Here is a 22532-nt window from a genome sequence, read left to right on the forward strand (position 1 = left end):
CATGACCTCGTCCCCGATGCCGTCCCCCTCCGCGGGGCTTACCGGCGGCGCCGCGCCCGTCGGCCGGCTGCGCCTCGCCACGGTGATTCTCCGGGCGGGCCTGCGCAGCCAGTTGGCGAACCGCGCGGACTTCGCGATGGCCGTGGCGAACGGCGTCACGTACCAGATCACGGTGCTGCTCTTCGCGACCGTCATCTTCACCCGGTTCCCCTCCCTCGACGGCTGGGGCGTCGGGGCGATTCTCCTCATCAGCAGCATCCGCATGCTGGGGCACGGGTTGTACATGCTGTTCTTCGGCAACCTGGGCCTCGTACCGCACCTACTGCGCGAGGGCCGCTTCGACGCGTTCCGCGTCCGCCCGGTCCCGGTGTTCCTCCAGGTGTGCACGTACGAGGCGCCGATCAACGCCCTCGGCGACCTGACGGTGGCGGCCGCCTCGCTGGCGGTCTGCCTGTCGATGCTGTCGGTGGACTGGACGGTGGCGGCCGTCACGTTCCTGCTGCTGGCGATCCTCGCGGCGATGGTGATCGAGCTGGGCCTGAACCTGCACATCGCGGCGCTGGTCCTGCGCTTCCGGGGCAGCGAGTCGCTGTTCTTCTGGCTGGACAACACGGCGGCGAACTTCGGCAACTACCCGCTGACGATCTTCCCTTCGGTGCTCCAGGGCGCGTTCACCTTCGCCGTCCCGATCGCGTTCGCGGGCTACTACCCGGCAGCCTGGCTGACAGGCCACGCGGACACGGTCCCCTTCACCCCGGTCTTGGTCTTCCTGGCCCCGGCGATCGCGGCCCTGTCCCTCCTGACCGGCACGTGGAGCTGGCGCCGGGGGTTGGCGTATTACGCGCGGAATTGCTGAGGGTTGGGTGCGGGTTCAGACGAAAACGTAGTCGGGGTCACGGTTCTTGCATTGATCAACCTGGGGGCCGCCCCTTGCTGTTGAGTGTCGCGGTTTCGGGTCGGGCGTCAAGGGCGCTCCTTCGTCGCGTCGGCAAGCCGATGACCTTCGGTCACCCTTGACCCCCGCCCCGAAACCGCAAGTGAAGGTGGAGGGGGGCGGCCCGGGGAGGGGTCCCCCGGGAAGGCAGGGGAGTTGCTGGGGCTTGTTCCCGGGCTGCGGCTCCGGTTGCGGGTTTGCGCACCACTTGAATGGGGCGGCAGGCCCCGGCTCAGCGGCTGGAAGGCGGACTGTTGGCGGGTGTACAAGCACCGTGTCTGAGATCCGTGACCAACTGCGGGCTGAGGTGAGGGACATCCCATCCGGCGACCAAGACACCCCACTAGCCCAGGCGTGGGAGTTCCCTGGCGGCCTCTCCTCCCCAGCCTTGCGTCCTGCGTTCCGTTGACCGGTACCCAGAGCGCACAACCCGCCAGCTAAGGGCCGGGGGAAGGCCGGACAGCGCCTGCGGGCAGCCTCACTCACCCCACCAACCCCACCCGCCACCCGGCCCGAGCTTGCTGTCCACATGCGGGCCGGTGGACGGCAACCGACGGCTGAGACCGCCCCACCACCCACCCCAGCCAGGCCACATGCCCTCCGGCGGCCCTTCCTCCCCGGTCTTGCGTGCCGTGTTCGGCTCATGCGCACCCAGCACACACAACCCGCCGAATGGGTTGGGGAAGGGCCGGATGGGGTCTGTGGGCCACCGCATCCACCCCATCAGCCTCCCGGCGGGGGTGTGCTGTCTGCGCGTGGGCCGGGGCGAGCCGACAGCCGAGGCCGGCCCACCACCACACCCACCTGGGCCTATGTCTAATGGGCCCGGCCTCGGGGGTCCCTGAGGTCGGTCTTGTGTCCTGCGTTCGACTTAACCGCACTCAGGGCACAAAGCCCGCCGAACTGGGCGGGGGAGAGGTGGCACGGGAGCTGCGGGCCACCTCTCCTGCCGCACCCGCCCCACCAACCTCCGGGCGCGGGCGTGGTGTCCGTATGCGGCTGGGTGGGTGGCGGCCGATCGTCAAGGCCACCCCTCTGCCCGCGTCAACCAGGTCGCGTGCCCCATTTGTCCAGCTTCGGGAGTCCCCTGGCGGCCCTTCCTCCCCGGTCTTGCGTGCTGTGTTCGGTTGCTGCGCATCCAGGGCACATCACCGGCCGGAAGGGGGGAGACTGCCCGCCTGTCCCCTTCCACCCACCCAGCTCAGACACGGTGCTTGTACGCCCGCCAACAGACGGCCGGCTAGCCGCTGAGCCGAGTCGTCACCGCCCCATTCAAGTGGTGCGCAAACCACGGCCGGATCCGCAGCCCGCGACGAAAGCCCGGCAACGAACAGGCCCCTCGGGGACCCCTCCCCCGGGCCGCCCCCCCTCGGCCTTCACTTGCGGTTTCGGGGCGGGGGTCAAGGGTGGAGCGAAGCGGAATCGGCGGAGCCGACGCGACGAAGGAGCGCCCTTGACGCCCGACCCGAAACCGCGACACTCAACAGCAAGGGGCGGCCCCCAGGTTGATCAATGCAAGAACGATGACCCCGACTACGTCTTCGTCTGAACCCGCACCCAACCCCACCCCATTGCCGGGTCTCCGCACCACACGTACTGGCCGTCAGGTCCCACGGTCATGCCGTAGTCGTACAGGCTGGGCCTGCCCATGCTTGCTCATGCCCACCCACGCGTCCCGCGCCCCCTCCCGCTCATCGGCCAGGCGCCGCAGGCCGCCCTGATGTGCCACCGTGCCATCCCCCGGTCGTCGAACGGGCCCACCGGCGGGCCCACCGGCCCGCTACAGCGCGTTCCGGGTCAGCCACTCGTCGTGGTTGTACGAGTCCCTCGACGGGTCCGGGTGGGTGGCTGGGACGGACTGGAGCGTGTCCTCCAGGCGGATGCGCTCCGGGAGGGTGCCGAAGCGGGTGTGGCGGGTCGTCGCGGCCTGGTCCTGGCGGTCCTGGGGGGTCTTCGCATCGGGCATGTCGACGCCTCCTTCGTTGCGACGGGAAACCTCCCGCCCGCGGCGGCTATTCCTCCGTTGCCCGGGGGCCGCCGCCCCGTTTCGTCCGGCGTCGTACTCTGGAAGCACCCCCGGCCCGTACGACGTGTCGGGTCCTTCGCGTTGTCCTGCTCAACAGCCGCGCGCAACCGCGTCACCCCCCTGCTCGACGGATCTGGACGGAAACCACCCTTCATGAGCCTGCACGGTCTGCTCGACGCCGTCATCAAGGACCCGGCGCTCGCCGAAGCGGTGAAGGCCGCCGCCGACGGTCACCGCACGCACGTCGACCTGGTCGGGCCGCCCGCCGCGCGGCCCTTCGCCGTCGCCGCCCTCGCGCGGGAGTCGGGGCGGCCGGTGCTGGCCGTGACGGCGACCGGGCGGGAGGCCGAGGACCTCGCGGCGGCGCTGCGTACGCTGCTGGACCCGGACACCGTCGTGGAGTACCCGTCGTGGGAGACGCTCCCGCACGAGCGCCTCTCGCCCCGGTCCGACACCGTCGGCCGCCGCATCGCCGTCCTGCGCCGCCTCGCCCACCCCGCCAAGGACGACCCCTCCGCCGGGCCGGTCAGCGTGGTCGTCTCGCCCATCCGGTCCGTCCTCCAGCCGCAGGTCAAGGGGCTGGGCGAGCTGGAGCCCGTCGCCCTGAGGAGCGGGCAGAGCGCCGACCTGAACGAGGTCACCGAGGCCCTCGCCGCCGCTGCCTACGCGCGCGTGGAGCTGGTCGAGAAGCGCGGCGAGTTCGCCGTACGCGGCGGGATCCTGGACGTGTTCCCGCCCACCGAGGAGCACCCCCTGCGGGTGGAGTTCTGGGGCGACGACGTCGAGGAGATCCGTTACTTCAAGGTCGCCGACCAGCGGTCGCTGGAGGTCGCCGAGCACGGCCTGTGGGCGCCGCCCTGCCGGGAGCTGCTGCTGACGCCGCAGGTACGGGAGCGGGCCGCCGCGCTCGCCGAGGTCCACCCGGAGCTGGGCGAGCTGCTCGGCAAGATCGCCGAGGGGATCGCCGTCGAGGGCATGGAGTCCCTCGCCCCGGTCCTCGTGGACGACATGGAGCTGCTGCTCGACGTCCTGCCCGAGGGGTCCATGGCCCTGGTGTGCGAACCGGAGCGGGTACGGACCAGGGCGGCCGACCTCGTCGCGACCAGCCAGGAGTTCCTCCAGGCGTCCTGGGCGGCCAGCGCCGAGGGCGGGAAGGCCCCCATCGACGTGGGCGCGGCCTCGCTGTGGGGCATCGCGGACGTCCGGGACCGGGCGCGCGAGCTGGGCATGATGTGGTGGTCGGTGTCGCCGTTCGCGGCGGACTCCGAGGCCGACGACATGTCGGCCGAGACGATCCGGCTCGGGATGCGCGCCCCGGAGTCGTACCGCGGCGACACCTCCCGCGCCCTCGCCGACACCAAGGGCTGGCTGGCCGACGGCTGGCGCACGGTGTACGTCACGGAGGGCCAGGGCACCGCCTCCCGTACCGTCGAGGTGCTGGGCGGCGAGGGCATCGCGGCCCGCCTCGACACCCCGGAGGCCGGGAACGGCCGCGGCCTCGTGGACATCTCGCCGAACGTCGTGCACGTCGCCCGCGGCTCGATCGACTGGGGCTTCGTCGATCCCGCGCTCAAGCTCGCCGTCCTCACCGAGACCGACCTCTCCGGCCAGAAGGCCGCCGGCAAGGACGGCCAGCGCCTGCCCACCAAGCGCCGCAAGACCATCGACCCCCTCACGCTGGAGCCGGGCGACTTCATCGTCCACGAGCAGCACGGCGTGGGCCGGTACGTGGAGATGGTGCAGCGCACGGTCCAGGGCGCGACCCGCGAGTACCTGCTGGTCGAGTACGCCGCCGCCAAGCGCGGGCAGCCCGGCGACCGGCTGTACATCCCGACCGACCAGCTGGAGCAGGTGACCAAGTACGTCGGCGGCGAGGCGCCCACCCTGCACCGCCTCGGCGGCGCCGACTGGACGAAGACCAAGCAGCGCGCGAAGAAGGCCGTCAAGGAGATCGCCGCCGACCTGATCAAGCTCTACTCGGCGCGCATGGCGGCCCCCGGCCACGCCTTCGGCCCCGACACCCCCTGGCAGCGGGAGCTGGAGGACGCCTTCCCGTACGTGGAGACGCCGGACCAGCTCTCCACGATCGCCGAGGTCAAGGAGGACATGGAGAAGACGGTCCCGATGGACCGGCTGGTGTGCGGCGACGTCGGGTACGGCAAGACGGAGATCGCGGTACGGGCCGCCTTCAAGGCCGTCCAGGACGGCAAGCAGGTCGCGGTGCTCGTACCGACGACGCTGCTGGTGCAGCAGCACTTCGGTACGTTCTCCGAGCGGTACGCGCAGTTCCCCGTCTCCGTGAAGGCGCTCTCCCGCTTCCAGTCGGACGCCGAGGCCAAGGCGACGCTTCAGGGGCTGCGCGAGGGCGCGGTCGACATCGTCATCGGTACGCACCGGCTGTTCTCGTCCGAGACGAAGTTCAAGGACCTCGGCCTGGTCATCGTGGACGAGGAGCAGCGCTTCGGCGTCGAGCACAAGGAGCAGCTCAAGAAGCTCCGCGCCAACGTCGACGTCCTCACGATGTCCGCGACGCCGATCCCCCGCACGCTGGAGATGGCCGTCACCGGCATCCGCGAGATGTCGACCATCACCACCCCGCCGGAGGAGCGCCACCCGGTGCTGACCTTCGTGGGCCCGTACGAGCAGAAGCAGATCGGCGCGGCCGTGCGCCGTGAACTCCTGCGCGAGGGCCAGGTGTTCTACATCCACAACCGGGTGGAGTCGATCGACCGGGCCGCGGCGCGGCTGCGCGAGATCGTGCCCGAGGCGCGGATCGCCACGGCGCACGGCCAGATGGGCGAGAGCGCCCTCGAACAGGTCGTGGTCGACTTCTGGGAGAAGAAGTTCGACGTGCTGGTCTCCACGACGATCGTCGAGTCCGGCATCGACATCTCGAACGCCAACACCCTGATCGTGGAGCGCGGCGACAACTTCGGCCTGTCCCAACTGCACCAGTTGCGCGGCCGGGTGGGCCGTGGGCGGGACCGCGGGTACGCGTACTTCCTCTACCCGCCCGAGAAGCCGCTGACGGAGACCGCGCACGAACGGCTCGCGACGATCGCCCAGCACACCGAGATGGGCGCGGGCATGTACGTGGCCATGAAGGACCTGGAGATCCGCGGCGCGGGCAACCTGCTCGGCGGTGAGCAGTCCGGCCACATCGCGGGGGTGGGCTTCGACCTGTACGTCCGCATGGTCGGCGAGGCGGTCGCGGACTACCGGGCCGCCGTGGACGGCACGGTGGAGGAGGTCGCGCCGCTGGAGGTCAAGATCGAGCTGCCGGTCGACGCGCACGTTCCGCACGAGTACGCGCCGGGCGAGCGGCTGCGCCTCCAGGCGTACCGCGCGATCGCCTCCGCGAACACGGAGGACGACATCAAGGCGGTACGCGAGGAACTGACCGACCGCTACGGCAAGTTGCCCGAGCCGGTGGAGAACCTGCTGCTGGTCGCGGGCCTGCGGATGCTGGCGCGGGCGTGCGGGGTGGGCGAGATCGTGCTCCAGGGCCCGAACATCCGCTTCGCGCCGGTGGAGTTGAGGGAGTCGCAGGAGCTGCGGCTCAAGCGGCTGCATCCCCGTACGGTCATCAAGCCGGCGGCGCACCAGATCCTGGTGCCGCGTCCGACGGCGGGGAAGATCGGCGGGAAGCCGGTGGTGGGACGCGAACTGCTGTCGTGGACCGGGGAGTTCCTGGCGACGATCCTGGGGTCCTGAGGGCGCCGCGCCCCGCTTGTCCGCCGGGGCCCGGAACGCCGGGCCTCAGGAGGGGGATCGGGGGCACACGTCTCCTGCCGGGCCGGCCGGCGGGAAGCGTAGGGTGCGGGCGTGAACGGACGTGGGGTGCGCAGGGCGCGGGCAGTGGCGCGCGGTGGGGCCGTGGTGCTGGCGGTCGCCGTCCTCGGCGGGTGCGAGGGCGGGCTCGGGGTCGACCCGGCGCCCGCCGCGTCGGCCGGGGCGGCGGATCCGGGCTCCGGCGCGGATCCGGGCCAGGGCGGCGGTTCCGGCGCGGGGCCGCTGAAGAACCCCGACGGGACGAAGCCGGGCCTCGCGCCGCTCACGTCGGAGGCGGACCGGAGCGCGGGCCGCAAGCTCATCGACCGGGTGAGGACGAAGGGGCGCGGCCCTAAGACGGGGTACGACCGCGACAAGTTCGGCTACGCCTGGCTGGACTCCGCCGACGGGGTGCCGTTCGCGCACAACGGGTGCGACACCAGGAACGACCTGCTCGCCCGGGACGGCGAGCGGGTGAAGTACCGGTCGGGCTCCGATTGCGTCGTCGTCTCGATGACGCTGCGCGACCCGTACACGGGCAGGACGATCGAGTGGCGCAAGCAGTCGGCGTCGAAGGTGCAGATCGACCACGTGATGCCGCTGTCGTACGACTGGCAGATGGGCGCGGCCCGTTGGGACGAGGCCAAGCGGAAGCAGATCGCCAACGACCCGCTCAACCTCATCCCGGTGGACGGCCCCACGAACGGCGCCAAGTCGGACTCGGGCCCCGCGTCCTGGCTCCCGCCGGACAAGCGGATCCGGTGTTCGTACGTGGTGCGGTTCGCCCAGGTCTCGCTGAAGTACGACCTGCCGGTGACGACGGCGGACAAGAAGGTGATGCTGACGCAGTGCGGCGGCTGAGGTCGCCGAGCCCCGAGCCACCGAGCCGCCGAGCCGCTGGGGCGGGTCGGGCGGCGTGCTCGCCGGGCTCAGTTCGCCAGCAGGCTCACGTCGACCATGTCCTTCTTGGCGGGCGCCTTCGCCGGGACCGGCTTGTCGAAGTCGGAGAAGGCCGTCGTGCCGGGGTCCTTCTTCGTCTTCTCGACGTACTTCAGCAGGTACGGCTTGCCCTGGGTGGCGACGTACATCGTGTACGTGCCCTCGGTGTCGGACTCGGTCAGGGTGATGGCCGGTACGCCGTCCACCGTCGTGACCGGCCCCTTCTGGGCCAGGGACCCCGCGCCCTGGAAGGAGGACAGCAGGCTGTGGAGATCACAGAAGTCGGCGTTCTGCTTGGCTTCTTCGGGGCTGTCCTTGGTCCAGAGGTCGGCGAGGACCTTCACCGCGTTGTCCACCTCCTCCTTGGGCTGACCCTTGTTGTCGGCGCGTACGAGCTCCTCGTCCAGCATCTGGTACGAGTCCCCGCCGACCCGGGTGAGGGTGAGGACGCCTCCGTCGTTGATCGTCTGCGTTCCGGTGCAGTCGCCCTGCCGGCTCATCGCCACGGTGAAGACGGTGTGGTCGCCGTCGGCTCGGGAGTCGGAGTGGACGGTCATGGACGAGGCGGCGAGGTTCGCGGCGACCGCCTTCTTGGCTATCTCCGGGCCGGAGAGGCCTGCGAACGGGGCGGACTTGTCCTCCGTAGGCTTGTCCTTGCCTCCCGAGGTGTCCCCGTCGAGGATGCCGCAGGCGGAGAGGGTGAGGACGGCGACGGCGCACACGGCGCCGAGCGCGCTGCGGCGGAGGCTGTGGGTGGTGCGGGTGGCAGACATGGGGATCTCCAGGAGGGGACGGACGGCAGCGGAAGGGAGCCGGCGGGGCGGAACGAACGGGGCGGACAACAGAGCGGAACGAACCGGGAGCACAGAGGTCGGGGCGGGAGTTCAGAGCGTCACAGCGGCAGGTCCCACCTGGTCCTGCCGTACGTGAGACCCGGGTCGAGTTCGACGGTGAGGGTCTTGGCGGCCGGAGGGGTGTCGAACGCGACCTGTACGGTGACCGTCCTGCCGGGCCCGACCGTTCCGGTGAAGCCCTCGCCGACCGCCCCGCTCTTGCCGTCGACGATCTTCCCGGCGGGGGTGTCCTTCGCGCCGACCCACGCCTTGACTCCGATGTCGCCCGTGTCGAACGCCTTCTTCCGGGCGTTCTCCAGTACCAGCGTGACCTGGTAGGCCTTGTCGCCCGGCTTGTGGCCGGTCGCGGCGGATCCCGGTGTGTACGCCACGGGCGCGGACACCGTGAGCGTCAGTCCGTCCTCGTAGACGGCCGAGTCGCGCGGCGCGAGGGCCTTGGCCGAGTCGGCGCTCGCGGAGATGTCCTTCACCACCTCGGTCGCGACCTTGTAGGTGAGCACGCCGCCGACCACGGAGAGGACCAGCGCGAGCGCGCCCAGGACGGCGCCGGTCGTGGCCACGCCCTTGTTCGTCGCCTCGGCCCGCCGGACGCGTCCGCGCCCCTTCAGACCGAAGATCAGCGCGAGCAGGCCCAGGATGGCGCCGACCCAGAAGACGAAGGGGATCGGACTCGACAGGAAGCCGAGGATCCCGAGGACCAGCGCGGCGACGCCGAGGCCGTTACGGGCCGCGGCCGCGGGGGCGGGTGATGCCGGGTACGGGGTCTGGCCCGGAGCGCCCGGAAACGCTCCGGGGGTCGACTGGGGCCACTGGGGCGACGGCGGGGTGGGTCGAGACATGACAGACGCTCTCCGGGGATCCGCAAGTGAGTGAGGACGCAATTACAACAGGGCCTGTGAACCGAGTCAACATGGATTAAGTGAACTCAGTGGATATGGATCGTGAACCGGTTCGAGGCGCCGACGCCGCTATGCTCGGCGACACATGACGTCGTGCCCTGCAAGGAGGCAGCCAGGTGCCGGAGAACGCAGCGGAGGTCACGGCCGCCGGGATCGCCCGGCTCGCCGGGGTGGGCAGGGCCGCCGTCAGCAACTGGCGCCGCCGCCACGCCGACTTCCCCCAGCCCGTCGGAGGCACCGAGACCAGCCCCTCCTTCGCCCTCGGCGAGGTCGAGCGATGGCTCCGTGACCAGGGGAAACTCGCCGAGGTCCCGCTGCGCGAACGCGTCTGGCAGGAAGTCTCCGGTGACCCCGCGGGAGCCGCGTCCGCCCTGATCCGTACGGGCTGCGCCCTCCTCCTCGTCCACGAGCGGCCCATGGTCTGGCTGGAGCTCGCCGCGGCCGGTGACGTGCGGTTCGCCGAGCTGCTCCCCGCCGCCCTCGACGACGTCCTCACCGCCCGCCTCGGCGAACCCGGTGACAGACCGGTTCACACCCCTGGCAGCCGAGAGCTCCGTCCGCGCGTCCCGCTGCTGCGGGCGGTCGCCGAGCTGGCCGCCGACCTCGGCGCGCGCCAGGCGTTCGAGTTCCTGCTCGGCCGCTACCTCGACGCCAACCCCCGTCAGTACACGCTCACCCCGCCCGACGCCGCCGCCCTCATGGCGGCCCTGGCCGGCGCCACGGCCGAGGGCGTGAGCGTCCTCGACCCCGCCGCGGGCACCGGCACGCTGCTGCGCGCCGTCCCGCACCCCGGCGCCCTGCACGCCCAGGAGAACGTCCCCGAGCCGGCCGCGCTCGGCGCGCTGCGCCTCGCCCTCCACACGGACGCCGACGTGCGCGTCCACGCCGGCGACACCCTGCGCGCCGACGCGTTCCCCCGGCTCGCGGCCGACGCGGTCCTCTGCCACCCGCCGTTCAACGAGCGCAACTGGGGCCACGACGAGCTGGCCTACGACACGCGCTGGGAGTACGGCTTCCCGGCCCGTACGGAATCCGAACTGGCCTGGGTCCAGCACGCGCTGGCCCGCCTGCGCCCCGGCGGCACCGCCGTCCTGCTGATGCCCCCCGCCGCCGCCTCCCGCCGCTCCGGCCGCCGGATCCGCGCCGACCTCCTGCGGCGCGGCGCCCTGCGCGCCGTCGTCGCCCTGCCGGCCGGCGCGGCGCCCCCGTACGGCATCCCGCTGCACCTCTGGGTCCTGCGCAGGCCCGCCGCCGGCGACCGGCCCCCGCCCGAGCTGCTCCTCGTCGACACGGCGGCCCTGGCGGCCCCCGGCGGCGGCCGCGACACCGTCGACTGGCCCGCCGTCCACGGCACCGTCCTGGACGCCTGGGCGGCCTTCGAGCGGCAGGGCACGGTCGAGGAGCGGCCCGGGGTCAGCGGCGCCGTGTCCGTCATCGAACTCCTCGACGACGACGTGGACCTGGCCCCCGCCCGCCACCTCCCGCCCCCGGCCGCCGCGAGCGGCACCGCCGAACTCGCCCGCGTACGGGACCGGCTGACGGACACCCTGCGGCTCACCCACGACCTGGTCCCGACGGCCGTCCAGGCGGCCGGCCCGGACGATCCCGGCGCCCCGGCCCCCGCCCGCCTGCCCGCCGTCACCGTCACCGTCGGCGAACTGGCCCGCGCCGGCGCCCTGGTGCTCCACGCGGGCGGCACCGGCACCGCCGCGCCCGTCCCCCCGGCGCACCCGGCGCCCCCCACCCCCGTCCTCACCGAACAGGACGTGCTCGCCGGCCGCGCCCCCTCCGGCGCGCTCCCCGAGGGCCCGCCCGAGGAGCCCGTACGGACCCAGGAGGGGGACGTCGTCGTCCCCGTCCTCGGCGGCGGCTCCCTCGTGCGGGTCGTCGACGCCGCCACGGCCGGTGCCGCGCTCGGCCGCAACCTCCAGCTGCTGCGCCCGGATCCCGCCGCCCTCGACCCGTGGTTCCTCGCCGGGTTCCTGCGCGGCACGGCCAACAACCGCCGGGCGAGCAGCTACGCCTCCACCGCCACCCGCCTCGACGTCCGGCGTCTGCGGCTGCCCAGACTCCCGCTCGCCGACCAGCGGCGGTACGGTGAACGCTTCCGCGCGCTGGCCGCCTTCGAGGATGCGGTGAGGCTCGCGGGACAGTTGGGGGAGCAGTTGGTACGCGGGCTTCACGACGGCCTGACGGACGGCAGCGTCGACCCCGGCTGACCGACGGGCCCCGGATCCGTTCCGCGGCCGGTACGGGGCCTTCACGGCCCGGTGGGGGAGGAGTTGCCGATGCGTTACCGGATCCGCGCAACCCGGGGGCGGTGTGTCGTAGTGGCTGTATACGCTCGTCCCCGTACCGCGGGGTTCGCCTCGTCCCCAGGCCTCCGGGAGCACTGATGCACGGCCACGGCTACGTGCCGCCGCAGCGACCGCGAGACGGCTCCGCCGTCATCGTGCTGCGCGTGGTCTTCGCGCTGGCCGCCGTCCTCAGCTGCGGGTTCCTCGCCTGGGTGCCGATGCTGCGGCTCGCGATCCTCACCCGCAAGGCCCGGGACAGCGTGCTGCTGGCCGTCACCATCGGGTTGATCGTCCTCTCCGTCGTGATGATCGGCACGGACAACACCGAGGACCTGACGGCCGCCCGGTCGGACATCGGCGTCGCGCTGCTCCTGCTGACGGCGGTCGCCGTCCTCGGCTACTACCTGTACGCGGAGATCACGCACTTCCACCGCCGCGACGCACCGGCGGCCCACCCGCGGCCGGTGCCGTTCCCCGTCCCGCCCCAGCCCGGCTACGGCTACCCGCGTCCCGGGACGGCCACCCCGCCGCCCGCCCCGCGCCCGCACGTCCCGCCGCCCCCGGCCGTACCCCCGGCGCACTACCCCGCGAACACCGCCCGCGCGGACACCCCGCACCCGGACAGGCCGGCCACCGGCGCCCCCCGCACCGACCACTCCCGCACCACCGACCACCCCCGCATCGACCAGGTGCGCGCCGAACTGGACGAGTTGAGCGACTTCCTGCGCAACAGCAGCGGCAACAGCAACAGCAACAGCAGCGGCAACAACAACAGCACCGACAAGGGCCAGGACGGCCGGTGAACGGACGTGTCATCGCCGACCGTTACGAGCTCTCCACGGTCATAGGCCAGGGCGGCATGGGCCAGGTCTGGACCGCGTACGACCAGCGGCTCGACCGCCGCGTCGCCGTGAAGCTGCTGCGCCCCGACCGGATGACCGCGGCCAGCGGCGCCGACGAGATGCGCCGCCGCTTCGTCCGCGAGTGCCGGGTCACCGCCCAGGTCGACCACCCCGGCCTGGTGACCGTCCACGACGCGGGCGGTGACGACGACGACCTGTACCTGGTCATGCAGTACGTGGAGGGCGCGGACCTCGCCGACCACCTCGCCGAGCACGACCCGTACCCCTGGCCCTGGGCCGTCGCGATCGCCGCGCAGCTCTGCTCCGTCCTCGGCGCCGTGCACGCGGTGCCCATCGTCCACCGCGACCTCAAGCCGCGGAACGTGATGGTGCGGCCCGACGGCACGGTCACCGTCCTCGACCTCGGCGTCGCCTCCGTCCTGGACACCGACACCACCCGCCTCACCCACACCGGCTCGCCCATCGGCAGCCCCGCCTACATGGCGCCCGAGCAGGCGATGGGCGGCGCCGTCGGCCCGTACACCGACCTCTACGCCCTCGGCGTGCTCCTCCACGAACTCCTCAGCGGGAACGTGCCGTTCGCCGGCTCCACCGTCCTCGGCGTCCTGCACCGCCACCTGTACGAGGCACCCGTACCGATCCGCCGGATCAGGCCCGAGGTCCCCGAGCAACTGGAGCGGGTCGTGCTGCGGCTGCTCGCCAAGGACCCGCAGCACCGCCCCGCCGGGGCCCAGGAGGTGTACGAACACCTCGTCCCGCTCCTGCCCGCCCGGGGCGGCCCCACCGGACCGCTCGACCCGACCCGCCCCTTCCTGCGCCCGCACGCCCCCTGGCCGGACCGGGCCACCACCGTGCCGTCCCCGCCCGTGACCCAGCAGACGCCGGTCCCGGCGGAACGCCCGGACGTCGCGGCGGCCGTCGACGAGGTCAAGCGGCTGCTCGGGGAGGGCAGCATCACCCAGGCCGTCGACATCCTCGGCGGCATCCTGCCGGCCGCCGCCGCGGAGCACGGCGAGTACTCCCCGGTCGTCCGCATCCTGCGCAAGCAGTACGCGTCGACGCTCCTGGACGACGGCCAGTACCGGCGCGCCCTCCCGGAGTTGCGCCGCCTCGCCGACGACAGGACGGCCGAGGCGGGCGCCGGCGACCCGCAGGCGCTCCAGTTCCGCTACGAGGCCGCGCAGTGCCTCGAACAGCTCGGCGAGACCGCCGCCGCGCTCGCCGAGTACCGCGCGCTGGTGCCGTACTACGACAGCATGCGGCAGCCCGGCGGCGACCCCGGCCGGTCCTTCGAGATCCGCCACCGCATCGGGCACCTGCTGCTCGCGGTCGGCGACCACGCGGGCGCGCGGCAGCAGTTGCAGAGCCTGCTGTGGGACGCCGAGCGCGCCTACGGCCCGTACCACCCGCTCCCGGCGGAACTGCGCCGCGCGCTCGAACACCAACAGCAGTTCCGGGGCGCCTGATCCCCGCCAGGACGCCCGGCACGGGCTGTGCCACACTCGTCCGGGCGCGCGCAGACCGCGCTCTCCGCACAGGCAGGGAGCACGTAAGCAGATGACGGTCCGGGTCCAGTTGGTCAGGTTCGCCCTGGTCGGAGTGGTGAACACCGGGACGTACTACGCCCTTTACCTGCTCCTGCTGACCCGGCTGCCCTATGTCGCCGCGCATGTGAGCGCGTTCACGCTCTCCATGGTCGGCTCGTTCTTCCTCAACAGCCACTTCACGTACCGGACCCGCCCGACCCTGCGGAAGTTCCTGCTCTTCCCGCTCACCAACGCCGCGAACTTCGTGATCACCACCAGCGGGGTGTACGTGCTGGTGGACGTCCTGCGCCTGAGCAGCCGGTACGCGCCGCTGGCCGCCGCGGGCGCGGCCGTCCCGATCACCTTCGTGGTCTCCCGCGCGATCATGCTGCGCCCCGACCGGGCCGCGGGAGCGACTTCTCCGCGGGAGCGCACCCCAATCTCCCGGTGAATCGTTGGTCGAACCAGTGGCCCCTGCCACGCGGACTGCCTAACATCGATCACTGCAAGGCCTTGTGCATCGCCGCACAATCACGCCGGGAGGCTCCTTTGCACCGCCGCCGTCGCACCGCGCTCTCCTTCTCCGTCGCGCTCCTCGCCGCGGCTCCCCTCCTCACCGCCTGCGGCGCCGACGCCCATCCCGGGGCCGCGGCGGTGGTCGGCGGGCAGCGGATCGAGGTGTCCACCGTCCAGGGGGCGGTACGGGACGTCCGCAGCGCCCAGGAGGCGTCGCCCCAGTCGGCCGAGCTCATCAAGAACACCGGCAGGCTCAGCCAGATCAAGCTGAACGGCATGATCTTCGACCGCGTCCTCCAGCGGGCGGCGGACGACGCCGGGGTGACGGTGAGCCGCAAGGAGATCCAGGCGGCCAAGCAGCAGGCGTTCGCGCAGTCCGGCGGCGAGAAGCAGTTCCTCGCGCTGGCCCTCCAGCAGGGCGCGGTCACCCCGGACCAGCTCGACGACGCGATCCGCCGCGACGTCCTGCTGACGAAGGTCGGCGCGGCGCTCGGCGCGGACGCGATGACCCCGCAGGGCCAGCAGAAGCTGGTCACGGGTCTCGCCGCCACGTCCAAGAAGCTCGGCATCGACGTGAACCCGCGCTACGGCAGCTGGGACAACACCAAGGTCCAGCTCGGCGACGCGAAGACCCCGTGGATCACCCAGGTGACCAAAGAGGCCCCCCAACAACAACCGACGGACGCGTAGCCACTCCAAGCCCGTCCGGCGCTTGAGGACACGCCTCCGCGCCGGGCGGCTCCGACCCACCCCGGCCACTTCCAGCCCGTCCGGCGCTTGAGGACACGCCCCCGCGCCGGGCGGCTCCAGCCCACCCCGGCCACTTCCAGCCCGTCCGGCGCTTGAGGACACCACCCACCGACCGCCCCAGGCCACGCGGCCGCATCCCCCAGCCCGTCCGGCGCTTGAGGACACGCCCGCCGGACACCCCCGGCCCGCACCGGAGGTAGGTTCAAAGACGTGACCCAAGAACCTCCCGCTCCCGGCCGCATCGTCCTCCTCACCGCCAGCCACCGCGTAGCCCCCGGCCTCCTCTCCTGGCCCGCCTGGCAGACGCTGCACGCCGCCGACCGCGTCCTCTGCGCCGACCCCGCGCACCCGCAGCTCCCGTACCTCCGCGAGGCCGGCGTGCGGGTCGAGCACGCCGCGCCCTCCGCCCAGGAGCTCGTCGAGGACTGCGCGGGCGGCCGTACCGTCGTCGTCCTCCCCACCGCCGACGGCGACGGCACGGACTCCGCCCTCACCGACGGCCTCGCCCGCCTCGCCGGCTCGGGCCGCGTCCAGATGCCGGACCTGGAGCTGCTCCCCGGCTCGTACGACCTCCCCGGCGCCCGCCTCCTCGACCTCGTCCAGGTCATGGACCGCATCCGCGCCGAGTGCCCGTGGTCCTCGATCCAGACGCACCAGGGCCTCGCCAAGTACGGCATCGAGGAGGCGTACGAACTGGTCGAGGCCATCGAGAACGGCGACGGCGACGAGCTGCGCGAGGAGCTGGGGGACGTCCTGCTCCAGGTGGTCTTCCACGCCCGGATCGCCCAGGACGGCCTGGACGAGGACATCGAGCCGTTCTCCATCGACGACGTGGCCGGCACGCTCGTGGACAAGCTCATCCACCGCCACCCCCACGTCTTCGGCGACGAGACCGCCGAGACCCCCGAGGACGTCAAGGCGCACTGGCTGCGGACCAAGGCGATCGAGAAGCAGCGCGAATCGGTCACCGACGGGGTCCCGCTGGGCCAGCCGGGCCTCGCCCTCGCGGCCAAGCTCGCGGGCCGCGCCCGTACCGCCGGACTGGACGTACGCCCCCCGGCGGGCGAAGGCATCGGCTACGAACTCCTCGCCCTGGCCACAGAGGCCGAGCGCACCGGCACCGACCCCGAAACAGCCCTACGCGCCGCGGCCCGAACCTACCGAGCCGCAATCCGCACCGCAGAGGGCCTCCCCACCTAGCCCCCGGCCCCCCCGACCCCCGGCCCCGACTCCGGCGTCCCCCGGACCGACCCGTACCCGCCCCGAGTCCGCTCCCGAGCCTCCCCCGTACGGCCAGTACACCCCCCCCGATTACTGTCAAGGCATGTCCGCCCACGCCCCCGAGCTCTTCACCTGGGAGTTCGCCACCGACCCCTACCCCGCCTACGCCTGGCTGCGCGAGCACGCGCCCGTGTACCGGACCGAGCTGCCCAGTGGCGTCGAGGCGTGGCTCGTCACGCGGTACGACGACGCCAAGCGGGCGCTCGCCGACCCCCGGCTCTCCAAGAACCCCGTCCACCACGCCGGGTCGGCGCACGCCAAGGGGCGGACGGGCATCCCGGGGGAGCGCAACGCCGAGCTGATGACGCATCTCCTGAACATCGACCCGCCGGACCACACCCGGCTGCGGCGGCTCGTGTCCAAGGCCTTCACCCCGCGACGGGTAGCCCAATTCGCGCCACGCGTGCAGGAGCTGACGGACCGTCTCATCGACGGGTTCGCGGCGAAGGGCGAGGCGGACCTCATCCACGACTTCGCCTTCCCCCTCCCCATCTACGCGATCTGCGACCTCCTCGGGGTCCCGCGCGAGGACCAGGACGACTTCCGGGACTGGGCCGGGATGATGATCCGCCACGGCGGCGGCCCGCGCGGCGGGGTCGCCCGGTCGGTCAAGAAGATGCGGAGCTACCTCGCCGAACTCATCCACCGCAAGCGCGAGAACCCCGGCGACGACCTGATCTCCGACCTGATCCGGTCGAGCGACCACGGCGAGCACCTCACCGAGAACGAGGCCGCCGCGATGGCCTTCATCCTCCTCTTCGCCGGGTTCGAGACCACCGTCAACCTCATCGGCAACGGGATGTACGCGCTGCTGCGCCACCCGGAGCAGCGCGCGCTGCTCCAGACGTCGCTGGACGCGGGGGAGAGCGGCCTGCTGGCGACCGGGATCGAGGAACTGCTGCGCTACGACGGGCCGGTGGAGCTCGCGACGTGGCGGTACGCCACCGAGCCGCTGACGCTCGGCGGGCAGGCGGTCGCGACCGGCGACCCCGTCCTGGTCGTCCTCGCGGCGGCCGACCGCGACCCCGCGCGGTTCGAGGACCCGGAACGGCTGGATCTCGCTCGGCGTGACAATCAGCATCTCGGTTACGGACACGGCATCCACTACTGCGTCGGCGCGCCGCTCGCCCGGCTGGAGGGACAGGCCGCGCTCGGCACGCTGTTGACGCGCCTGCCGGACGTGCGGCTTGCGGCGGATCCGGCCGATTTGCGCTGGCGCGGAGGGCTCATCATGCGTGGATTGCGCACACTTCCGGTGCAGTTCACGCCTTTGCCCGCCTGACGGACCGTCAGGAATGTGACTTTCACGTGATCTCCCCTGCATCGACTTGTGACAAGCGTTCGAGTCCGGCTACCTTCACCGACAGCTCAGCAGCCACACGCTGTAGTCGATTTCACGTGTGACGCCCCCTGCGTCGTACGGCACACGGAAGGCAACCGCATGTCCGCGAACGGCCGACACCGTCGCCCCCGCCAGGCGCCCGCCCTGATCGTCGCCGCGGGGGTGACCGGCTCCGCGATCGCCATCCCGCTGCTCGGCGCCACCTCCGCGAGCGCGGCGGACGCCTCCACCTGGGACCGCGTCGCCGACTGCGAGAGCGGGGGCGCGTGGAGCGCGGACCTCGGCAACGGGTACTTCGGCGGGGTCCAGATCTCCCAGGAGACCTGGGACGACTTCGGCGGCGGCAGCTACGCGACCCGCCCCGACCTCGCCAGCCGCTCCCAGCAGATAGCGGTCGCCGAGAAGATCCTCGACGCGCAGGGCCCGTCGGCCTGGGCCAGTTGCGCGCCCGTCGCGGGACTCGTGAAGGACACCGCGGAGCCCCTGGTCGACCCCGGGGCGGCCCCCGGGGCGGACGAGAGCTCCGCGACCCCCGAGGCGTCCACCGCGCCCTCAGGCGCGGACACGGACCGGGCCGAGGGCTCCGACACGACCCCGACCTCCCCCGGCAGCGCCACCCCGGACAGCAGCCCCTCCGCCGCGAAGCGCACGGACGGCGAACGGGACGGCCGGGACGGCCGGGACGGCGCGAAGGGCGACGGGGGCACCCCGAGCCCCTCCCGTTCCGCCACCCCCTCCACCGAGGCGACCACGGACACCGTGAAGGGCAAGCACCGCGGCGGCGCGGCCCCCGAGGACCCGGCGGCCTCCCCGGACCTGGCCGGCATCACGCCGGACAACTCGGGTGAAGAGCGCGAATCGGGCCGTCACGCCTCCCGGGGTGACGCACTGACACGTGACGCGGAGGCCGTGACGCCCGACGCCACCGCCACCCCCGACGGCGAGTACGTCGTACGCCCCGGTGACTGCCTGTGGCGCATCGCGGACGAGAACGGCGTCGACGGCGGCTGGCGCGCCCTCTACGACGCGAACAAGGACGCGCTCGGCACCGACCCCGACCTCATCCTGCCTGGCCAGACCGTCGATCTCGGCGTGAAGTAGCAGCAGTTGACGGCCCGCCCCCGAGGGGGGTTGGAGGCCCTATGTCCACTTCTGCGCAAGTGAGACAAGGGTCTCTTTGCCTCAACAGGGGACCTTTGGCCCACCGGTGGCGCTTTCTCCGCCCTCACCTGCGAAAACACGGTCGGCACACAGGGGAGTTCGGGCGATTTCTCCCCCATCGGCCACTTTGAACATCCGGTGGACCTGTGTCTACGGTCTGAACCGCTCGCACCGCGGGCCTCGTCGACCGTCACGCCGAATCCTGCCGTCGGTCGGGGGGAGTAATCGTCGCGTCAAGCGCCGAAGGCAGGAGCGGGGGACCCAAAGGTTAGGTGCCGGCCCCGGCCGTCGAGAGACGGCCGACGACCGGCTCGGGGTGAAGCCGCGTACAGCGAGGGCCGGGAGGCCCCGACGGACGCGGCCGGGCAACTCACTTGGCCCGAACCCGACAGCTGACCTCGTAGGCGTCGGTGAGGAGATAGCTTCATGCTGCGTTCCAAGGCCAAGCACCGCCGTCCGTCCAAGGTCGTCCGTTACGCCACGCTCGCCGGGGTGACCGGTGCCGCCGTCGCGGTCCCGCTGCTCGGCGCCACGTCCGCCTCCGCCGCCACCACCGCCGAGTGGGACCAGGTCGCCGCGTGCGAGTCCGGCGGCAACTGGGCCATCAACACCGGCAACGGCTTCTCCGGCGGGCTCCAGTTCACCCCGTCCACCTGGGCCGCGTACGGCGGCACCGCCTACGCGCCCAACGCCTACCAGGCCTCCAAGTCGCAGCAGATAGCCGTCGCCGAGAAGGTCCTCGCGGGCCAGGGCAAGGGTGCCTGGCCGACCTGTGGTGTGGGCCTTTCCAACGCCTCGAACGACTCCGCCCCGGCGGCCCCCTCGCAGCCGGCCCGCCAGTCCGCGCCGCGCCAGCAGCAGTCCGCGCCGCAGCAGCAGGCTCCCCAGCGGCAGGCGGCGCCCTCGGCGCGCACCTCCGAGCAGCACGCCTCGCGCGGTACGAGCCGCCCCACCACGATCAAGAAGGGTGACGGCGAGTACAAGGTCAAGCCCGGCGACAGCCTGTCGAAGATCGCCGCCGCCCACCACGTCAAGGGTGGCTGGAAGAAGCTGTTCGACCTGAACAAGGACATCGTCACCGACGCCGACGTGATCTACCCGGGCCAGCAGCTCCACCTGAGCTGAGCCCGCCCGCCCGGCCAGCCGACCCGAGAGGTGACGCCGGCCGCCCGGTGAGCGACCGCCTCCCGGTCCGCTCCCTCCGGGGCCACCCGTCCCCCTCGCGGCCCCACCCCCGTACCACCCCGGCCCCGCGCGTTCTTCCCCCGTACGCGCGCGGGCCGGGGTTCCCCCGTTCCGGCCACGCGACCGACCGCGTGGCCGGAACGGACCCCGCCGGTGCCGTTCGCCCGCGTGTCATCAGGATGACGTCTTCATTTCGTCCCAGCGGGCGGGCACCGGCCTGCCGACGGCCCGGGGCCGGTTAGGCTCGTGTCGCGGGACCGAGCGGCCCCGCGCCCAAAGCGTCACATCCCATGAAGGAGATGCTCGTGCCGTCCATCGACGTCGTCGTAGCCCGGGAAATCCTCGACTCCCGAGGCAACCCCACGGTCGAGGTCGAGGTCGGCCTCGACGACGGCAGCACCGGCCGTGCTGCTGTCCCCTCCGGTGCCTCCACCGGTGCGTTCGAGGCCCTTGAACTCCGCGACGGTGACCCCAACCGTTACCAGGGCAAGGGTGTCGAGAAGGCCGTCCTCGCCGTCATCGAGCAGATCGGCCCGGAGCTCGTCGGGTACGACGCCACCGAGCAGCGCCTCATCGACCAGGCGATGTTCGACCTGGACGCCACCCCGGACAAGTCGTCGCTCGGCGCGAACGCCATCCTCGGCGTCTCCCTCGCCGTCGCGCACGCCGCCTCCGAGGCCTCCGACCTGCCGCTCTTCCGCTACCTCGGCGGCCCGAACGCGCACCTGCTGCCCGTTCCGATGATGAACATCCTGAACGGCGGCTCGCACGCCGACTCCAACGTGGACATCCAGGAGTTCATGATCGCCCCGATCGGCGCGGAGTCCTTCTCCGAGGCCCTGCGCTGGGGCGCCGAGGTCTACCACACGCTCAAGCGCGTCCTGAAGGACAAGGGCCTGTCGACCGGCCTCGGCGACGAGGGCGGCTTCGCGCCCAACCTGGACTCCAACCGCGCCGCGCTCGACCTCATCCTCGAAGCGATCAAGGAAGCCGGTTACGTGCCCGGCCGCGACATCGCGCTCGCGCTCGACGTCGCCGCGTCCGAGTTCTACAAGGACGGCGTGTACGAGTTCGAGGGCAAGTCCCGCTCGGCCGCCGAGCTGACCGAGTACTACGAGGAGCTCGTCGCCTCCTACCCGCTGGTCTCCATCGAGGACCCGCTGTACGAGGACGACTGGGCCGGCTGGAAGGTCCTCACCGACAAGCTGGGCTCCAAGGTCCAGATCGTCGGCGACGACCTCTTCGTCACCAACCCCGAGCGCCTCGCCCGTGGCATCGAGGAGGGCTCCGCGAACGCCCTGCTCGTCAAGGTCAACCAGATCGGCTCGCTGACCGAGACGCTGGACGCCGTCGAGCTGGCCCAGCGCAGCGGCTTCAAGTGCATGATGTCCCACCGCTCCGGCGAGACCGAGGACGTCACCATCGCCGACCTCGCCGTCGCCACCAACTGCGGCCAGATCAAGACCGGCGCCCCCGCCCGCTCGGAGCGCGTGGCCAAGTACAACCAGCTGCTGCGCATCGAGGAGATCCTCGACGACGCCGCGGTGTACGCCGGCCGCAGCGCGTTCCCCCGCTTCAAGGGCTGACGACGCCGGTCGGCGGCCGCTGACCAGCCCGTCGTACGTACGTCCCCGTCCCCGGTCCCGTACCGTGTCCGGGGACGTACGTACGTGACAGGGGAGGCGGACCATGGCCGGGAACCGGGACCGGTTCTCCACCGCGACCAGGCTGCGGGTGCTCGGTGAGCAGACCGCGGCCCGTGTCTACCGCTCGCAGAACCGCCGCCAGGCCCGCCGCTCGCGGCTCACCGGCCGCGCGGCCTTCCTCGCCCTCGTGGTCTGCACGCTGGTCGTCGCGCTCGCGTACCCGATGCGGCAGTACGTGTCGCAGCAGAACGACATCGCCGACCAGGAGAAGCTGTCCCGCGAGGCACGGCAGCGGGTGGAGGAGCTGCGCGACGAGAAGGCACGTCTCCAGGACGACGCCTACATCGAGCGGCTGGCCCGTGAGCACCTCCACTACGTGATGCCCGGGGACACCGGCTACACCATGATCGACCCGGAGGCGGCGCGGCAGGAGCGCGAGGAGCAGGGCGCGGCCGACCGCCCCTGGTACTCCAACGTCCTGGACAGCGTGGACAACGCGGACCGCCCGGACACGTAACACCCGTACACCCACCGACCTCACG

17 protein-coding genes and 1 riboswitch are annotated in these 22532 nt (G+C 72.3%); of the genes, 14 read left to right on the forward strand and 3 right to left on the reverse strand.

Translation table 11 applies throughout. The annotated features are described in order from the left end of the window. Nucleotide 1: 1 nt before the first annotated feature. Nucleotides 2–856 carry an ABC transporter permease gene (locus HA039_RS21085; RefSeq protein WP_167032342.1) on the forward strand — a complete coding sequence of 285 codons (855 nt, stop codon included), beginning with the start codon at nt 2–4 and terminating at the stop codon, nt 854–856. A 1858-nt stretch (nt 857–2714) separates the two neighbouring features. Here the strand turns inward: HA039_RS21085 and HA039_RS21090 are convergent. Further along, a complete protein-coding gene (locus HA039_RS21090) occupies nt 2715–2900 on the reverse strand; it encodes a hypothetical protein (protein WP_167032345.1) in 186 nt (61 codons plus the stop codon). A 213-nt stretch (nt 2901–3113) separates the two neighbouring features. Here HA039_RS21090 and mfd point away from each other — a divergent pair, with 213 nt between their 5' ends. Further along, nucleotides 3114–6674, forward strand: coding sequence for a transcription-repair coupling factor (gene mfd, locus HA039_RS21095; RefSeq protein ID WP_167032348.1), 3561 nt, complete (start codon nt 3114–3116; stop codon nt 6672–6674). Nucleotides 6675–6785: 111 nt separating this feature from the next. Continuing rightward, on the forward strand, nt 6786–7592 hold the full coding sequence (locus HA039_RS21100) for an HNH endonuclease family protein (RefSeq protein ID WP_243869632.1): 807 nt from the start codon (nt 6786–6788) through the stop codon (nt 7590–7592). 68 nt (nt 7593–7660) lie between these two features. Here HA039_RS21100 and HA039_RS21105 read toward each other — a convergent pair whose 3' ends face one another. After that, the gene (locus tag HA039_RS21105; protein WP_167032351.1) at nt 7661–8443 is read right to left on the reverse strand and encodes a hypothetical protein; all 783 of its coding nucleotides are present in this window, start codon (nt 8441–8443) and stop codon (nt 7661–7663) included. Between the two features lie 119 nt (nt 8444–8562). Further along, nucleotides 8563–9363, reverse strand: coding sequence for a DUF4190 domain-containing protein (locus HA039_RS21110; protein ID WP_167032354.1), 801 nt, complete (start codon nt 9361–9363; stop codon nt 8563–8565). Nucleotides 9364–9539: 176 nt separating this feature from the next. Between HA039_RS21110 and HA039_RS21115 the strand changes: the two genes are divergently transcribed. From HA039_RS21115 to HA039_RS21165, 11 genes are all read left to right on the forward strand, one after another. Continuing rightward, nucleotides 9540–11642: an N-6 DNA methylase gene (locus tag HA039_RS21115; RefSeq protein WP_167032357.1), complete on the forward strand. Its 2103-nt coding sequence runs from the start codon at nt 9540–9542 to the stop codon at nt 11640–11642. Nucleotides 11643–11818: 176 nt separating this feature from the next. Beyond that, the gene (locus HA039_RS21120) at nt 11819–12523 is read left to right on the forward strand and encodes a hypothetical protein (RefSeq protein ID WP_208298675.1); all 705 of its coding nucleotides are present in this window, start codon (nt 11819–11821) and stop codon (nt 12521–12523) included. Beyond that, entirely contained in the window at nt 12520–14049 is a 1530-nt protein-coding gene (locus HA039_RS21125; protein ID WP_167032360.1) for a serine/threonine-protein kinase, read from the forward strand. The genes HA039_RS21120 and HA039_RS21125 overlap by 4 nt, the downstream gene beginning before the upstream one ends. A gap of 91 nt (nt 14050–14140) precedes the next feature. Then, the gene (locus HA039_RS21130) at nt 14141–14560 is read left to right on the forward strand and encodes a GtrA family protein (RefSeq protein ID WP_167032363.1); all 420 of its coding nucleotides are present in this window, start codon (nt 14141–14143) and stop codon (nt 14558–14560) included. A gap of 98 nt (nt 14561–14658) precedes the next feature. Beyond that, complete coding sequence (locus HA039_RS21135) at nt 14659–15315, forward strand: SurA N-terminal domain-containing protein (protein ID WP_167032366.1); 657 nt, start codon at nt 14659–14661, stop codon at nt 15313–15315. A 270-nt stretch (nt 15316–15585) separates the two neighbouring features. Further along, complete coding sequence (locus HA039_RS21140) at nt 15586–16575, forward strand: nucleoside triphosphate pyrophosphohydrolase (protein ID WP_167032369.1); 990 nt, start codon at nt 15586–15588, stop codon at nt 16573–16575. Between the two features lie 124 nt (nt 16576–16699). Next, the gene (locus HA039_RS21145) at nt 16700–17938 is read left to right on the forward strand and encodes a cytochrome P450 family protein (protein WP_167032372.1); all 1239 of its coding nucleotides are present in this window, start codon (nt 16700–16702) and stop codon (nt 17936–17938) included. Between the two features lie 159 nt (nt 17939–18097). Beyond that, complete coding sequence (locus HA039_RS21150) at nt 18098–19099, forward strand: LysM peptidoglycan-binding domain-containing protein (RefSeq protein WP_167032375.1); 1002 nt, start codon at nt 18098–18100, stop codon at nt 19097–19099. Between the two features lie 288 nt (nt 19100–19387). Beyond that, nucleotides 19388–19581: riboswitch (cyclic di-AMP (ydaO/yuaA leader) on the forward strand. 4 nt (nt 19582–19585) lie between these two features. Further along, nucleotides 19586–20284, forward strand: coding sequence for a LysM peptidoglycan-binding domain-containing protein (locus HA039_RS21155; RefSeq protein WP_167032378.1), 699 nt, complete (start codon nt 19586–19588; stop codon nt 20282–20284). Nucleotides 20285–20643: 359 nt separating this feature from the next. Beyond that, the gene (gene eno / locus HA039_RS21160) at nt 20644–21930 is read left to right on the forward strand and encodes a phosphopyruvate hydratase (RefSeq protein WP_167037260.1); all 1287 of its coding nucleotides are present in this window, start codon (nt 20644–20646) and stop codon (nt 21928–21930) included. 103 nt (nt 21931–22033) lie between these two features. Then, nucleotides 22034–22507, forward strand: coding sequence for an FtsB family cell division protein (locus HA039_RS21165; RefSeq protein ID WP_167032381.1), 474 nt, complete (start codon nt 22034–22036; stop codon nt 22505–22507). Nucleotides 22508–22532 lie beyond the last annotated feature (25 nt).

It is taken from the genome of Streptomyces liangshanensis, from assembly GCF_011694815.1.
Lineage (GTDB): Bacteria > Actinomycetota > Actinomycetes > Streptomycetales > Streptomycetaceae > Streptomyces > Streptomyces liangshanensis.

Bases quoted from the DNA above. Each gene is read 5' to 3' on its own strand.
- HA039_RS21085 (WP_167032342.1), top strand. From the start codon at position 2: ATGACCTCGTCCCCGATGCCGTCCCCCTCCGCGGGGCTTACCGGCGGC.
- HA039_RS21090 (WP_167032345.1), bottom strand. From the start codon at position 2,900: ATGCCCGATGCGAAGACCCCCCAGGACCGCCAGGACCAGGCCGCGACG.
- mfd (WP_167032348.1), top strand. From the start codon at position 3,114: ATGAGCCTGCACGGTCTGCTCGACGCCGTCATCAAGGACCCGGCGCTC.
- HA039_RS21105 (WP_167032351.1), bottom strand. From the start codon at position 8,443: ATGTCTGCCACCCGCACCACCCACAGCCTCCGCCGCAGCGCGCTCGGC.
- HA039_RS21110 (WP_167032354.1), bottom strand. From the start codon at position 9,363: ATGTCTCGACCCACCCCGCCGTCGCCCCAGTGGCCCCAGTCGACCCCC.
- HA039_RS21120 (WP_208298675.1), top strand. From the start codon at position 11,819: ATGCACGGCCACGGCTACGTGCCGCCGCAGCGACCGCGAGACGGCTCC.
- HA039_RS21130 (WP_167032363.1), top strand. From the start codon at position 14,141: ATGACGGTCCGGGTCCAGTTGGTCAGGTTCGCCCTGGTCGGAGTGGTG.
- HA039_RS21145 (WP_167032372.1), top strand. From the start codon at position 16,700: ATGTCCGCCCACGCCCCCGAGCTCTTCACCTGGGAGTTCGCCACCGAC.
- HA039_RS21150 (WP_167032375.1), top strand. From the start codon at position 18,098: ATGTCCGCGAACGGCCGACACCGTCGCCCCCGCCAGGCGCCCGCCCTG.
- HA039_RS21155 (WP_167032378.1), top strand. From the start codon at position 19,586: ATGCTGCGTTCCAAGGCCAAGCACCGCCGTCCGTCCAAGGTCGTCCGT.
- eno (WP_167037260.1), top strand. From the start codon at position 20,644: ATGCTCGTGCCGTCCATCGACGTCGTCGTAGCCCGGGAAATCCTCGAC.
- HA039_RS21165 (WP_167032381.1), top strand. From the start codon at position 22,034: ATGGCCGGGAACCGGGACCGGTTCTCCACCGCGACCAGGCTGCGGGTG.